This window comes from Nocardioides sp. S5-5, from assembly GCF_054954065.1.
Window position 1 is genome coordinate 3,956,942 of record NZ_CP199913.1, and the last position, 13,174, is coordinate 3,970,115.

The window sequence follows — 13,174 nt, forward strand, 5'->3', positions numbered from 1 at the left end:
GATCTATGATAATAGTAGTAACAGAGACTAGCTCACGTGAGAGGAACTGCCAATGGACGGCTTCCGGATCGACCGCCACGACGACGGCGTCGTCGTGATGACCATCGACCGGCCCGAGCGCCGCAACGCGCTCGACGACGCGTTGCTGCTGGACGTGGTGCCGGGCGCGCTGCTCGACCTGGCCACGGACACCGAGGCCCGCGCGGTCGTGATCACCGGCGCGCAGGGCGCGTTCTGCGCGGGCGCCGACCTGGAGTGCTCCGGGCTCGAGCAGCCCTCGCCCGCCGCGTCGCACCGCTTCATGCTCAAGTCGCACCAGACGGTCCAGGCGATCCGCCGGGCACCGCAGCCGGTGATCGCGGCCGTCGACGGCGCCGCGGTCGGCGCCGGGCTGGGCCTGGCCGCGGCCTGCGACATCCGGATCGCCTCGCCCCGCTCAACCTTCATCGCACCCTTCCTCAAGCTCGGCCTGCCCCCGGACTACGGCAGCTCCTACTTCCTGCCCCGCGTTATCGGGCCGGAGCGCGCCCTGGAGATGTTCCTGACCTCCCGCGCGGTCAAGGGAGAGGAGGCGCTGCGCATCGGCCTGGTCTCCCAGCTCTCCGAGCAGCCGCTCGAGGACGCCCTCGCCCTGGCGCGGGTCGTCGCAGCGAACCCGCCGCACGCGGTGAGCCAGACCAAGCGCAACGTCTACAGCGGCCTCGAGACCGACATGGCCGACGCCGTCGAGAACGAGATCCGCTCCGTCGCCGTCGCGCTCCACAGCGAGGAGTTCGACGCGGCCTTCAGCGTCTGGCGCCAGCAGATCCGTGGCAGCTGAACCCCTGGCGGGCCCCGACTCCGTCGCCGGCGTCGGGGGCGAGGTCCTCGTCGCCGACGCCGGTGACGGGGTCCGGGTCCTGACGCTCAACCGGCCCGAGCGGCTCAACGCGCTTACCCTGGCCAGCACCCGCGAGCTGGTCGACCAGCTCGACAAGGCCGAGGAGGACGACGCGTGCCGGGTGCTCGTGCTGACCGGCGCGGGCCGCGGGTTCTGCTCCGGCTGGGACCTCACCGGCGCCGAGGAGCACGGCCTCGTCGGCGACTCCGCCGTCGAGGGCATGCGCTCCCAGCGGCAGACCGCCGGGCTCATCCGACGCCTGCGCACGATGACCGTCCCGGTCGTCGCGGCCGTCAACGGACCCGCGGCGGGCGGCGGCTTCTCCCTCGCGCTCGCGTGCGACATCCGCGTCGCCGCCCCGACCGCCACCTTCCACCCCCGCTTCATCAAGCTCGGCATCTCCGGCGGCGACCTCGGGGTCAGCTGGCTGCTGCCCCGCGCCATCGGCAGCAGCCGCACGGCTGAGCTGCTGCTCACCGGACGCGACGTCGGCGCCGAGGAGGCCGCGGCCATCGGTCTGGTCAGCAGCGTGGCGCCCGACGTCGTCGCAGCGGCCACCGCGATCGCGCACGCCATCGCCGCCCATCCGCCGTTCGCCATCGGGCTGACGAAGGAGGTGCTGTGGGCCGGGCAGGAGATCCCGTCCCTCTACGCCGCGATGGAGCTCGAGAACCGCACACAGATCCTGGCGACCACCACCGCCGACCATGTCGAGGCCGTCCGCGCGCAGCGCGAGAAGCGCCCGCCGGTCTTCGAGAACCGCTGATGCACCGCTGATGGCCGCCCGCGCGCAGGCGCGTCGCCCGCCCCACGACGACTCCCGCCGGGTGGCGGTACTGCTCGGGCTGCTCTTCGGTGTGGCCGCGATGGGCTCCTCGACCGCGTCGGTGGTCCTGCCCGAGCTCGCCGACGCCTACGGCATCTCCGTCGCCCAGGCGGCATGGTCGGTATCGCTCTACGTCCTCGTGCTCGGCGTCACCACCGCCCTCTACGGGCGGATCTCGGACCTCGCCGGGGTACGAACGCCCTTCGTCGTCGGCCTGGGGCTGCTCAGCGCCGGCGCCGTCGTCGCGGCGCTCGCGCCGTCGTACGAGCTGCACCTGGCAGGGCGCGTCTGCCAGGGCGGCGGTGCGGCCGCCGTCCCGACGCTCGGGGTCGCCGCGATCACCGCCCGCTACGAGGGTGAGATCCGCGCAGCCAGCCTGGGCCGGCTAGCCGGTCTGGCCGCCGTGCTCGCGGGTCTCGGTCCGCTGATCGGCGGCAGCGCCGACGCCCTCGCCGGCTGGCGAGTGGCCATCGCCCTGCCTGCTCTGTCCGCGCTCGTCCTGCCCTTCGTCTGGGGCGCGCTCCACACCGCGGGCACCGGCGGTCGCCTCGACGCCGTCGGCGCGGTGCTCGTCGCGGGCGCGGTCGGCGGCGTCGTCCTCCTGCTGCAGTCGCCCTCGACCGGGTGGGCGGTCGCGGTCGCCGGTGCCGTGCTCGTCGTCCTCGGCGGTACGGCGGTCGGCGCGTGGGTCCGGCATCGGCCGCACGGCTTCGTCCCCGTGGCCGTGCTGCGCAATGCCGTCGTGATCCGCAGCAGCCTGGCCGGCGCGTCGATCATGGCGGGCTGGTTCGCCCTCTTCGTCTGCGTCCCCGCGGTGCTCCTGGGCGACGGCTGGCGACCGTGGCAGGTCGGCCTGCTCCTGGTGCCCGGGGCCGCGGTCGGCCTGGTCACGCCACTGGTCTCCGGACCGGTCCTGTCCCGCACCGGCAGCCTCGTCGCGCTGCGACGCGCGTGCGCCGCGGCCGTGGTGGCCCTGCTGGTGGGGGTGGTCGCGACGAGCCTGGTCTCCCCGGTCGGCATGGCGCTCGCCGTGTGCGGCATCACCGCGTGCTTCGGCTTCGGTCAGCCCGCTCTCATGCAGGCGGTCGGCGACGCGGTCGCCCCGGACGTACGCGGAGTCGCGCTCGGGATCGCCACCCTGCTCTTCCTCACCGGCGGCAGTGTCGGTGCCGCGTTGGTCGGTGGTCTCGGCGACCTGCTCGGATTCCCCGCGGCACTGATGGTGGTGGCCGCGCTGCCGCTCCTCGGCGCGCTGACCCTGCTTCCTCTGGTCCGCCGCGCGCGGACTGTCTGAGGCGCGGACTGTCCGAGGCGACGCCGAGACGACCACTCGGCTGCGTCAGCCGGCGTCGGTGTCCAGTCCGCGGCGCCGCGCGACCTCCGCCCGTACCTTGAACTTCTGCACCTTGCCGGTGGGGTTGCGCGGCAGCTCCGCCATGAGCTCGAGGTGCTCGGGAAGCTTGTACTTCGCGAGTCCACGATCCTTGAGGAAGTCGACCACGTCGGCGAGCGTCGGCTCGCCCCCCGCGACCGGTACGACGACGGCGCACGACTTCTCACCGAGTCGCTCATCGGGCACCGGGACCACCGCGACGTCGGCCAGCAGCGGATGCTCGACCAGCAGCGACTCGATCTCCGCCGGCGAGATGTTCATGCCGCCGCGGATGATCATCTCCGAGCTGCGACCGACGATGCGGATGTATCCCTCGTCGTCCATCCGGGCGTTGTCACCGGTGCGGAACCGACCCTGCTCGTCGACGGCCTGAGCGGTGCGCTCGTCGTCGTCCCAGTAGCAGACGAAGCGGCCCGGGCTGGTGAGCCGGATCTCCCCCTCGGTGCCGCGTGGCACCTCGTCGCCGAAGGCATCGGTGATCCAGAGCCGGACACCCTGGACGGCGGTGCCGTCACTCGAGGCGATCCTGTCGATCGAGTCGCCGACCCGGGTGGAGGTGACGATGAGCGCCTCCGTCGAACCGTAGAGCGTGGCCACTGCTACACCGAACCGGTCCTCGAGCTCCTTGACGGTCTTGGCCGGGATGGGTGATCCGGCCAGACCGAAGACCCGCATGCTCGCGAGATCGTGCTGCGCGGGCTCGTAGGCCTCCAGGAACATGGTCGCGAAGGGCGTGGCCCCGAGCGTGAGCGTGCAGCCGTGCCGCGCGATCAGGTCCAGCGCGGCACGCGGCTCCCAGATCGACTGCAACACCGTGGTGGCGCGGTAGACCAGCGGCGCGACGACCCCGACGGCGAGGCCGGTGGTGTGCATGACGGGCGACGGCATGAGCACCACGTCGGCGCTGGTCATCGACAGCGCCTTGCCGGTGCCGTAGCCGGTGGAGAGGTAGGTGTTGCCGGTGTGCACGCAGCCCTTCGGCTGCGCGGTGGTGCCGGAGGTGAAGATGATCAGCATCGGGTCGTCGGGCGCCGGCAGCGGGCCGTCGTACGGCGCGGCCGCGAGCAGGTCGTCGAACGTCGCGAACTCCCCGGCGTCACCGCCCAACACGAACACGGCCCGCACCGACGGCGCGGCAGGCACGATCTCGGCCAGCATCGCCCGATGGTCGAAGCCGCGGTGCTCACCGACGCTGATCACGGCGGTCGGCACCGTGCGCTCGAGGAGCTGGCCGACGTCGTACTTGCGCAACGCGGTCTGCACCGGCACGAGCACCGCGCCGAGCCGCACCACGCCGCAGATGGCGACGACGGCCTCGACCCGGTTGCTCATCTGGACCAGCACCCGGTCTCCGGCCCGGACGCCGGCCGCGTGCAGGCCGCCGGCCACCCGCGCCGCCGCATCGCGCAGCTCACCGGCCGTGAGCCGGCCACCCGCGTCGTCCAGCGCGGCGACGGCGTCCGGGGTCTCGTCCGCCCAGGCGTCGAGGAGCTGCGGAAGGACCTCGTCGCGCCACAGACCTGCGGCGCGCAGTTCGGCGATGTGCTCGGGGGCGAAGACCTGGTCCGGGCGCAGCACGTCGACCTCGCGGCGCCCGGCGGCGGTGCCCGCGGTCATCGGCGGACCAGTCGCAGGTGCAGCACCCGACTGGCCAGACGCCACGAGCCGTCGCGCTCGACGTACTCGTCCTCGTAGATGCCGTAGGCGTGCTGGGCGGCGAAGATGCCCGGGCCATCCGGGTCGGCCTCCATGGCGTTGAAGGGGACGAGACCGCGAACGGTCCGCGGGTCGTCGACGTGCCACAGCAGCGGTGTGTCCATGACATGCACCTGGCGGACGCCGCGGCCGGCGACCTCGCCGAACCAGGCCTTCAGCTCGGCGTGGCCGGTGCAACGGGGGAACCGGAAGTTCGAGCCGTCCCAGGTCGCGTCGGGCTCGAAGAGCTCGACGAGCTCGTCGACGAGGCCGAAGTCGGCGCACATCCCGTAGGCGACCACGAGCTGCTCGATGGCCTGCCGGTCCTCCGGCGCCGGCCGCCGCTCCCGGTGCTCGGCTGCCGATCGCACGGCCATGTCGATGGCGCTCGCGTCCACGTACTGCTCCATTCTCGAAGGGTGTCGAAGTTCTTCTCGGATCGAAGGATGTCGAAGGATGCTGCCGTCGGTCAGTAGGGCAGTTGCTCGTTGAGATCGGCCCACGGGCCGCCCAGGCGGCTGAGCCCGCCGTCCAGAGTGATGTTCTGCCCGGTGACGAACTGCGCCTCTGGGCGGCAGAGGAAGGCGACCATCGTGGCGACGTCCTCGACCGTGCAGGCCGTGCCGCCGGGGGTGTAGCTCTCGATCTGCTTCTCGAAGGAGTCGGCCGCCGCGCCGAGGTACATCCTCGAGGAGTCGGAGGAGATGTAGCCGGGGAGCACGGAGTTGACGGTGATCCCCCGGCCGCCGAGCTCGACCGACAGATAGCGGACCAGCGTGTCCATCGCCGCCTTGGCGGCCCCGAGCACGCCGTGGCCCTTCTGCACGAAGGCCGTGTCCATTCCGGAGATCGCGACGATCCGGCCGCCCTCGCCCATCGAGCGCGCGGACTCCTGGGAGAGCAGAATGAAGCTGCGCACCACCGTGGCGAAGGTGCGGTCGATGTGCTTGGCCTGGACGTCGAGCAGCGGCTTGAACGCCGTGGACGCAGCGTTGGCGACCATCACGCCGAGGGAGTCGAACTCCTCGCGCACCTGCGCGAACATCGCGGCGATGTCGTCGGGCTCCTCGATCTCGGCGCGGCAGACCAGGGCCCGCACGCCCAGGTCGCGGGCGAGGCCGGCCACCTGCTGGGCGGCCGCCTCGTCGCGACGGTAGTGGATGACGACGTCGTGTCCCTGCGCCGCGAGCCGGAGGGCGATCGCACGACCGATGCCGCGGGAACTGCCGGTCACCAGCGCGGGCCCCTGTGCAAATCCAGAACTCATGCATATGATTATACGGAAATAAGCCGAGGTGTCCATGACTCCTCGCACGAACGGCCCCCTCGGGGCCACTTTGTACCGGGTCCGGCGGCGTTCCGGACCGATGATCGAGGAGACCTGATGCTGTCGTTCGACTTCACCGAGGATCAAGAGGACTTCCGCACCGCGATGCGCAGCTTCGCGCGCGAGCGGCTGCTGCCCGGCTACAACAAGCGGGCGATGGTGGAGGAGTACCCCTGGAAGGAGCACCGCGCGCTCGGCGAGATGGGCGTGCTCGGCATCGGCCTCCCCACGGAGTACGGCGGGAGCGGGGACGCCGACTACATCGCGCTCGGCATCGCGTGCGAGGAGCTGGGCCGCGGCGACGTGACGATGTCGTCCGCGCCCACCCAGGTCGGGCTGATCGCCGACCTCATCGCCCGGCACGGCACGCAGAGCGTCAAGGAGAAGTACCTGCCTCGGATGATCGCCGGTGACCTGATGGTCGCCCTCGCGCTCACCGAAGAGGGTGCGGGCTCCGACGCCTCGGCGTTGCGGACCACCGCGCGTCGCACCGAGGGCGGGTGGCTGCTCTCCGGGGAGAAGACCTCGATCACCCTGGTCCAGCACGCCGAGGCGAGCATCGTGTTCGCCCGCACCCCCGGTACGACGCGGGCTCAGGGCGTCAGCGCGTTCGTCCTCGACTTCGACCAGCCCGGCGTGACCCTCGGCGACTTCCACGACATGGGCCTGATCCCGATCGGGCGCGGCACCATCTCGATGGAGGACGCCTTCGTCCCCGACGAGCACCTGCTCGGCGAGGAGGGCAAGGGCTTCGGCCTGGTGATGGAGAACTTCGACTTCAGCCGCGCCACGATCGGGCTGCAGTGCCTGGGCGCGGCGCTCGCCTCGCTCGAGGAGGCCTCGGAGTACCTCAAGCAGCGGGTCACCTTCGGCAAGCCGCTGGCGGCACGCCAGGGCCTCTCGTTCCAGGTCGCCGAGCACTACACCTACATCGAGGCGGCGCGCCTGCTCTGCTACCAAACCCTCTGGCTGCGCCAGATGGGTCGGCCGCACACCGCGCAGGCCGCGATGGTCAAGTGGTGGGCACCGCGGGTGGCCCAGCGGGCCATCGAGTCGGCACTCCTCATCCACGGTCACAGCGCCTGGTCGGACGAGATGCCGATCCAGGCCCGGCTGCGCGACGTGATGGCCTTCCTCATCGCCGACGGCACCGCCGAGGTGCAGAAGCTGATCATCGGACGCGAGTACATCGGTGCCGAAGTGATGGATCGCTGATTTCTGACAATCATGGTGCAGAATGAGGCGACTCGCCATCGGGGGCGAGGCCCTGAACCAAACTGAAGAAAGAGGTGCGTCGTGGAACGAGACGACACCGCCACCCACACCGGCATCACCCGCGGCGCGAAGGTATCGGAGACCATCGCCCGCCAGATCCTCGAGGACATCGTCGCGCGAGACCTGAAGCCGGGCACGCGTCTGCCTCCCGAGGCGCAGATGCTCGAGAGCTTCGGCGTCGGCCGCGCCTCGCTGCGCGAGGCGCTGCGCATCCTGGAGGTCCACGGCCTGATCCGGGTCAAGCCCGGACCGGGCGGTGGACCGATTCTCGCCGAGGTGCGCAGCGACGACTTCGGCCGGACGGCCACCTTCTTCTTCCACGCCAAGCGCTCGACGTTCCGCGACCTCCTGGAGGCGCGGCTGGTCCTCGAGCCCGTGATGGCCCGGCTCGCAGCCGAGCGGATCGACGACGAGATGCGCAAGCGGCTGGAGGCGAACCTCAACGAGGCGGGCCAGCTGCTCGACGACGCCGGCCCACTGTGGGGCCGTGCGTCGGGCGAGTTCCACGGCCTGATCGCGGGCATGACGGGCAACCCCGTGCTGGACCTGATCGGCGGCTCACTCAACGACATCCACACCGCGCGGGTCCGCCCGATCTTCCCCGAGGGCGGTCGCAACGGCGTGCTCGACGTGCACCGCAAGATCGCCGAGGCGATCATCGAGGGCGACGGCGACCGCGCCGAGCATCTCTCGCGGCGCCACATCGAGGTGCTCATCAAGAGCCTCGAGGAGCTGAACCCGAGCATCGGCACCGAGCCGCTCGACTGGCGCTGATCCCGTCCGGCGCCGGCTCCACCGGCGCCGGACGACACGATCCTCAGTTCCTGCCGTCGACCGAGGCGATCACGCTGCGGCCGATGATCATCCGCTGGATCTCGTTGGTCCCGTCGACGATCTGGGAGATCTTCGCCTCCCGCAGGCGCGCCTCGACGGGGTAGTCCTTCATCACGCCGTAGCCGCCGAGCAGCTGGACGGCCTCGACGGTGACGGCCATCGCGTTGTCGGTGGCGAAGGCCTTGGCCATCGCGCAGTAGCGGTTGGCGTCCACGTCTCCGCTGTCCAGCGCGCGGCAGGCGCGCTCGACCAGACCGCGCGCCGCCTCGACGCCCATCGCCATGTCGGCGATCTTGAACTGGAGGGCCTGGAGGTTCGACAGCGGTGCGCCGAACGCATCGCGCCCGCAGACGTACGACGTGGCGTCCTCCAGGGCGCCGCGCGCCAGTCCCACGGCCCGCGCAGCGATCAGCGGGCGGACGTGCTCGAGCACATGCATCGCCGAGCGGAAGCCGGTCCCCACGTCCCCCAGCCGAAGGTCGCTGGAGACGCGACAGTCGTCGAGCAGGACCTCGCTCGTCGGCAGCGCCGAGGAGCCCATCTTGTCCTCGGTCCGCCCGATCGAGAGTCCCGGCGTGTCGGCCGGGACGACGAAGCCCTGGATCGAGCGCGTGGACCGGCCCGCGTCGAGCTTGACGTAGACGGTGATCACGTCGGCCAGGGCGGCGCCCGTGATGAAGGTCTTGCGGCCGTTGAGGACGAAGGTGTCGCCGTCGGCGTGCGCCATCGTCTTGATCCCGGCGACGTCGGAGCCGGCGTCCGGCTCGGTGAGCGCCATCGCCGGCCGGATCCGCCCGGCGACGAGGTCGGGCACGTAGCGGGCCCGGATCTCGTCGCTGCCCGTGATCACGATCGGCAAGGTGCCCTGCAGCTGCCCGATCACGATGGAGGCCGCAGTGTTGGACACGACGGCCAGCTCCTCGATCACCGACGCCACGGTCAGCAGGTCGACACCTAGTCCGCCCCACTCCGGCTCGATCCACAGCCCGAAGTAGCCCGCGTCGCGCAGCAGCTCGAAGAGCCACTCGGGGTAGTCGTGGGTGTTGGCCAGCTCGAGCGCGCGGGGCGCGATCTTCTCCTGAGCCAGCTTGCGGGTCGCCTCGATCAGCGCCTGGCGCTCGTCGTCGGGCAGGCTCGCGCGAGCCGGCAGCGTGAGCGTCATCGGCCCGTGAAGCGCGGCTCGCGCTTCTCCAGGAAGGACGCGACGCCCTCGCGCGCGTCGTCGGTCAGGCCCACGGCCACCATCTGCTCCTCCTCGATCGCCAGGCCGGCTTCCAGGCTCGTGTCGAGTCCGTCGACGATGCAGCGCTTGATCGCCGCCGTCGTCAGCGGGGGCAGCGACGCCAGCTCCTCGGCCAGGACCGATGCGTGCTGGGCGAGCGCCGCGGACGGCCACGCCTCGTTGATCAGTCCGACGGACAGCGCCTCCGACGCGGTGATCATCCGCCCCCGCAGGCACAGGTCGAGGGCGGCGGGACGGCCGACCAGCCGGGCCATGCGCTGCGTGCCACCGCCGGCGGCGAGCAGGCCCCGTCGTACCTCGGGCAGCCCGATCCGGGCCTTCTCGTCGGCCATCAGCCGGAAGTCGCAGGCCAGTGCCAGCTCGCAGCCTGCCCCCAGCGCGTGTCCGGAGAGCACCGCGATGGTGGGGCTGGGGATGCGCTCCCACTTCGTGACGGCTGCCTGGAAGGTCCGGATCAGCTCCTGGACCTTGTCCCAGCCGCCGTTCATCATGTTGAGGTCGGCGCCGACCATGAATGCCGACTGCGCGCTGCTCAGCACCACGACCCGCGAGCGACCCGGACCGGAGACGAAGTCGGCGACCTCGCCGAGCTCACGGATCAGCGTCTCATCGAGGGCATTGCCGGGCGAGCGGTCCATCACCACGTCGGTGATGTGCTCGTTGCGGCGCTCGACGCGGAGGTACCGCAGTCCCGCAGGGGGTGCGAAGGACGTCATACGTGAGCCCCTTCCAGGCCGAAGGCACGAACAGCGTTGCCGGCGAGCAGCGCCGGCAGGACGGCATCGTCGAAGTCCAGTGCGGAGAGCTCCGCGAAGATCCGGTCGTAGGACAGCAGCGGCCAGTAGCCGGCGAACATCACCTTGTCGGGCGCGCGCTTGCGGATCAGCTGGACGATCTCGGCCGGCCAGTAGCGTGGCGCGACCGCCGTCGTGGCGTAGTACAGGTTGGGCCAGCGCAGCAGCATCTGGACGCAGGCGTCGATCCACGGAAGCCCGCCGTGGCGCATCACCACGGTGAGCTCGGGGAAGAACCAGCAGACCTCGTCGAGGTGCATCGGGTCCTGATAGCTCGCCGGCACGCGCGGTCCGGGGAAGCCGACGTTGATGAACACCGCGAGACCCAGCTCCGCGCAGCGGGCGTAGATCGGGTAGTACTCCCGCGAGCTCGGCGCGATGAACGGGTAGATCTGGAACGGTGTGAGCGACACGCTGCGGATGCAGGAGTAGCGCTCGGTCAGCTCCACGATCCGCTTCACCGCGCGGACGCCGTCGTGCGGGTTGGCGCGCAGGGTGACGAAGAGCCGGCCACCGTGGGACTCGACCTCGTCGAAGATCTCGTCCGGCATGTCCGACGCCAGCGGGATGCCGGCCCGGCCGATCCCGCTGGCGTCGAGCTCCGCCACGATCCCGCCGACGGTCGCCGAGCTCGCGTAGCGGGCCCGGGTCGCGTCGTCCTTCTTGAACAGATGGCCGACGATGTCGCTCGCCGGCCACGACGCGAGGCTGTCCGGGTCGCGGAGCGCCTCGCGGGCCATCGGGACCTGCGGCCGATCGGGGAGGTTGAGTACCACGAACGGATCGATGATCTCGCCCGGGGCGTCCTGAGGAAGGGTCTTCACAGCCGCAGGAACTCCACGGCGTTCTCGCGCAGGACCCGCTCCTTGGTCTTGTCCTTGATCGGCAGGTTGAGGACCTCCTCCATCGCGCGCTCCAGGGGCAGCCCGTTGCTGCCGAACAGGATCTTGTGCCGGCCCGGACCGTCCATGAACTCCACCAGCTCGCGGTCGAGGCTGCTGGCGTAGTACGCCGAGATGTCGCCGTACACGTTGGGGTGGCGCCACAGCATGGACAGGAACTCCCCGGTCCACGGCCACCCCGTGTGCGAGAGGTTGATCCGCAGGTCGGGGAAGTCGCGGGCGACGTCGTCGGCGAGCATCGGGCGGCCGACGTCGGTCGGCAGCACCTCGGCGGAGTGACCCACCTGGAAGCCGACCGGGATGCCCAGCTCGACGCACTTGGCGTACAGCGGGTAGCAGCGGCGGTCGTTGGGCGCGATCCCGAAGGTCATCGGATGGAAGTAGACGTACTTGAAGCCGTGCTCGCGCACGAACCTCTCCACCCGCTCGACGCTCTCGATGATCCGGAACGGGTTGTAGCCGACGCCGCCAATGAACCGGTCGCCGCCGGGCGCGGCGAGCGCCTCGGCGACGACCTCCTCCGGCTGATCCATGATCAGCTGGTGGTGGATGTCGTGCGACCACATCTTGAGGCACACCAGCGTGGACAGGTCGTAGCCCGCCTTGTCGAGCCGCGCCACCGCCTCGTCGACCTTGAGGGTCGGGTCGATGTCGACCTTGCCGTCGGCGGGGATCTCGCGGCCCCACATCGTGGTGATCTTGCCGTCCTTGACCAGGCCGCGGAACGTCGTGGTGACCATGATCTGGAACTCGCGGTACTGGAACTCCGGGCCGGAGAGGCCCGGCGCCACCAGCGGCGCGTAGTTCATGATGTCGATCGGCTTGATCATGCGGTCACCGGCTCGTAGCGGTAGAGCTCGGCCGCCGTCTTGTAGAGGATCTTCGCGCGGATCTCCTCGGAGAGGCCACCGAGGGCGTCCTCGATCATCTCCTTGGGGTTCTTCGCGCTGGAGGCCGGTCCCGGCGACAGGCTGGTCGGGTGCGGGAAGTCGGTCTCGAACATGAGGTTGTCCGGGTAGAGGTCCGCCAGACGGCGCACCGACTCGTTCTCGAACCAGAAGGTGCCGAGGATCTGACGCCGGAAGTACTCACTGGGCAGCAGGCGCTCCGGCAGCTCCTTGGCGGCGCCGGAGTTGTACCACTGCCAGTCCATCGACTCCACGAAGTACGGCAGCCAGCCGAAGCCGCTCTCGACGGAGACGAACTTCAGCGACGGGTAGCGCTCGCAGATGCCCGACATGATCACGTCGGCGATCGCCTCCGCGTTGCCCATCAGCGCCAGCGAGCTGTTCTTCGCGTAGTCGGAGCGGTAGGTCGACATGCCGATGGTCCGGCGGATGTCGGCCTCGTCCATCTCCTGGAAGCCGACGTGGAAGTTGATCGACGACTTGAGGTCGACGGCGGCCTCGAAGACCGGGCGCCAGTGGTCGTCGCGCAGGACCGGGAGACCGACCTTGTAAGGCTTGCTCATCATCACGATGCCCTTGTGGCCGTTGGCGTCGCAGCGGTGGATCTCCTCCACCGACGCCTCGATGTCCCAGAACGGCAGCGCCGTCAGCGGGATGTAGCGGCCGGGCGCCGCGGCCGAGAAGTCGCTCAGGAAGTCGTTGTAGGCCTGGACGCACTCGATCTGCAGCTGCTTGTCCTCGATCGCCCGGAAGGCGTAGGAGAAGAACGCCAGCAGGTTAGGGTAGAGGACCTGCGCGGTCACGCCGGCCTCGTCCAGCCACGGGATGCGGGCCACGGGATCGAAGGCACCCGGATGTGCCTCGTCGACGGTCGGCGGGAACGACGGCGGGAAGTCCGGCCACTCGGCCATCGCCCAGCCCGACACCCCGGTGAGCAGCTTGCCACCGATCAACCAGCGGTCAATGTTGTTCCGCTCGTCACGCACGACCCGCGGGATCTGGTCACCGTACTTCTGCGACGAGAGGCGGGAGGTCCACAGGTCCGGCGGCTCCGACACGTGGCTGTCGGTGTCGATGATCATGTTCACCTTCGAGTG

At 70.4% G+C, this 13,174-nt stretch carries 13 protein-coding genes; 5 read left to right on the forward strand and 8 right to left on the reverse strand.

The genetic code is table 11. The features are described 5' to 3' along the window. Window positions 1-52: 52 nt before the first annotated feature. Genes ACUP6Y_RS19165 through ACUP6Y_RS19175 form a run of 3 tightly spaced genes read left to right on the forward strand, consistent with a single transcriptional unit; the run spans window position 53 to window position 3,000 of the window. Window positions 53-820, forward strand: coding sequence for an enoyl-CoA hydratase/isomerase family protein (locus ACUP6Y_RS19165; protein WP_462552453.1), 768 nt, complete (start codon window positions 53-55; stop codon window positions 818-820). Beyond that, a complete protein-coding gene (locus tag ACUP6Y_RS19170; protein WP_462552455.1) occupies window positions 810-1,646 on the forward strand; it encodes an enoyl-CoA hydratase/isomerase family protein in 837 nt (278 codons plus the stop codon). The genes ACUP6Y_RS19165 and ACUP6Y_RS19170 overlap by 11 nt, the downstream gene beginning before the upstream one ends. Before the next feature lie 10 nt (window positions 1,647-1,656). Beyond that, complete coding sequence (locus ACUP6Y_RS19175; protein ID WP_462552456.1) at window positions 1,657-3,000, forward strand: MFS transporter; 1,344 nt, start codon at window positions 1,657-1,659, stop codon at window positions 2,998-3,000. Window positions 3,001-3,045: 45 nt separating this feature from the next. On the opposite strand, the gene ACUP6Y_RS19180 is transcribed toward ACUP6Y_RS19175, so the two are convergent. Genes ACUP6Y_RS19180 through ACUP6Y_RS19190 form a run of 3 tightly spaced genes read right to left on the reverse strand, consistent with a single transcriptional unit; the run spans window position 3,046 to window position 6,061 of the window. Next, the gene (locus ACUP6Y_RS19180) at window positions 3,046-4,716 is read right to left on the reverse strand and encodes an AMP-binding protein (RefSeq protein WP_462552457.1); all 1,671 of its coding nucleotides are present in this window, start codon (window positions 4,714-4,716) and stop codon (window positions 3,046-3,048) included. Continuing rightward, window positions 4,713-5,204, reverse strand: a complete 492-nt coding sequence (locus ACUP6Y_RS19185; protein WP_462552458.1) for a nuclear transport factor 2 family protein — start codon at window positions 5,202-5,204, stop codon at window positions 4,713-4,715. Before ACUP6Y_RS19185 ends, ACUP6Y_RS19180 begins: the two co-directional genes overlap by 4 nt. Window positions 5,205-5,263: 59 nt before the next feature. Beyond that, window positions 5,264-6,061 carry an SDR family oxidoreductase gene (locus ACUP6Y_RS19190; RefSeq protein ID WP_462552459.1) on the reverse strand — a complete coding sequence of 266 codons (798 nt, stop codon included), beginning with the start codon at window positions 6,059-6,061 and terminating at the stop codon, window positions 5,264-5,266. A 117-nt stretch (window positions 6,062-6,178) separates the two neighbouring features. On the opposite strand from ACUP6Y_RS19190, the gene ACUP6Y_RS19195 reads away from it, so the two are divergent. Together ACUP6Y_RS19195 and ACUP6Y_RS19200 are read left to right on the forward strand one after the other, a co-directional pair. Continuing rightward, the gene (locus ACUP6Y_RS19195; RefSeq protein WP_462552460.1) at window positions 6,179-7,336 is read left to right on the forward strand and encodes an acyl-CoA dehydrogenase family protein; all 1,158 of its coding nucleotides are present in this window, start codon (window positions 6,179-6,181) and stop codon (window positions 7,334-7,336) included. Window positions 7,337-7,417: 81 nt separating this feature from the next. Then, entirely contained in the window at window positions 7,418-8,170 is a 753-nt protein-coding gene (locus ACUP6Y_RS19200; protein WP_462552461.1) for a FadR/GntR family transcriptional regulator, read from the forward strand. A gap of 43 nt (window positions 8,171-8,213) precedes the next feature. Here the strand turns inward: ACUP6Y_RS19200 and ACUP6Y_RS19205 are convergent, their stop codons facing one another. From ACUP6Y_RS19205 to ACUP6Y_RS19225, 5 genes are read right to left on the reverse strand one after another with little or no spacing between them, the layout of a single operon-like run. Further along, entirely contained in the window at window positions 8,214-9,392 is a 1,179-nt protein-coding gene (locus ACUP6Y_RS19205; RefSeq protein ID WP_462552462.1) for an acyl-CoA dehydrogenase family protein, read from the reverse strand. Continuing rightward, window positions 9,389-10,189: an enoyl-CoA hydratase/isomerase family protein gene (locus ACUP6Y_RS19210; protein ID WP_462552463.1), complete on the reverse strand. Its 801-nt coding sequence runs from the start codon at window positions 10,187-10,189 to the stop codon at window positions 9,389-9,391. The genes ACUP6Y_RS19205 and ACUP6Y_RS19210 overlap by 4 nt, the downstream gene beginning before the upstream one ends. Next, complete coding sequence (locus ACUP6Y_RS19215; protein ID WP_462552464.1) at window positions 10,186-11,091, reverse strand: amidohydrolase family protein; 906 nt, start codon at window positions 11,089-11,091, stop codon at window positions 10,186-10,188. The genes ACUP6Y_RS19210 and ACUP6Y_RS19215 overlap by 4 nt, the downstream gene beginning before the upstream one ends. Continuing rightward, window positions 11,088-11,999 (reverse strand): amidohydrolase family protein, encoded by a 912-nt coding sequence (locus ACUP6Y_RS19220; RefSeq protein ID WP_462552465.1) that lies wholly within the window; start codon window positions 11,997-11,999, stop codon window positions 11,088-11,090. Before ACUP6Y_RS19220 ends, ACUP6Y_RS19215 begins: the two co-directional genes overlap by 4 nt. Beyond that, complete coding sequence (locus ACUP6Y_RS19225; protein WP_462556770.1) at window positions 11,996-13,159, reverse strand: amidohydrolase family protein; 1,164 nt, start codon at window positions 13,157-13,159, stop codon at window positions 11,996-11,998. Before ACUP6Y_RS19225 ends, ACUP6Y_RS19220 begins: the two co-directional genes overlap by 4 nt. Window positions 13,160-13,174: the final 15 nt, after the last annotated feature.

What these genes read in the sequence shown, in the direction of transcription:
- ACUP6Y_RS19180 (WP_462552457.1), bottom strand. Translation starts at nt 4,716, where the DNA reads ATGACCGCGGGCACCGCCGCCGGGCGCCGCGAGGTCGACGTGCTGCGC.
- ACUP6Y_RS19185 (WP_462552458.1), bottom strand. Translation starts at nt 5,204, where the DNA reads ATGGAGCAGTACGTGGACGCGAGCGCCATCGACATGGCCGTGCGATCG.
- ACUP6Y_RS19195 (WP_462552460.1), top strand. Translation starts at nt 6,179, where the DNA reads ATGCTGTCGTTCGACTTCACCGAGGATCAAGAGGACTTCCGCACCGCG.
- ACUP6Y_RS19225 (WP_462556770.1), bottom strand. Translation starts at nt 13,159, where the DNA reads ATGATCATCGACACCGACAGCCACGTGTCGGAGCCGCCGGACCTGTGG.
- ACUP6Y_RS19210 (WP_462552463.1), bottom strand. Translation starts at nt 10,189, where the DNA reads ATGACGTCCTTCGCACCCCCTGCGGGACTGCGGTACCTCCGCGTCGAG.
- ACUP6Y_RS19220 (WP_462552465.1), bottom strand. Translation starts at nt 11,999, where the DNA reads ATGATCAAGCCGATCGACATCATGAACTACGCGCCGCTGGTGGCGCCG.
- ACUP6Y_RS19190 (WP_462552459.1), bottom strand. Translation starts at nt 6,061, where the DNA reads ATGAGTTCTGGATTTGCACAGGGGCCCGCGCTGGTGACCGGCAGTTCC.
- ACUP6Y_RS19175 (WP_462552456.1), top strand. Translation starts at nt 1,657, where the DNA reads ATGGCCGCCCGCGCGCAGGCGCGTCGCCCGCCCCACGACGACTCCCGC.
- ACUP6Y_RS19165 (WP_462552453.1), top strand. Translation starts at nt 53, where the DNA reads ATGGACGGCTTCCGGATCGACCGCCACGACGACGGCGTCGTCGTGATG.
- ACUP6Y_RS19205 (WP_462552462.1), bottom strand. Translation starts at nt 9,392, where the DNA reads ATGACGCTCACGCTGCCGGCTCGCGCGAGCCTGCCCGACGACGAGCGC.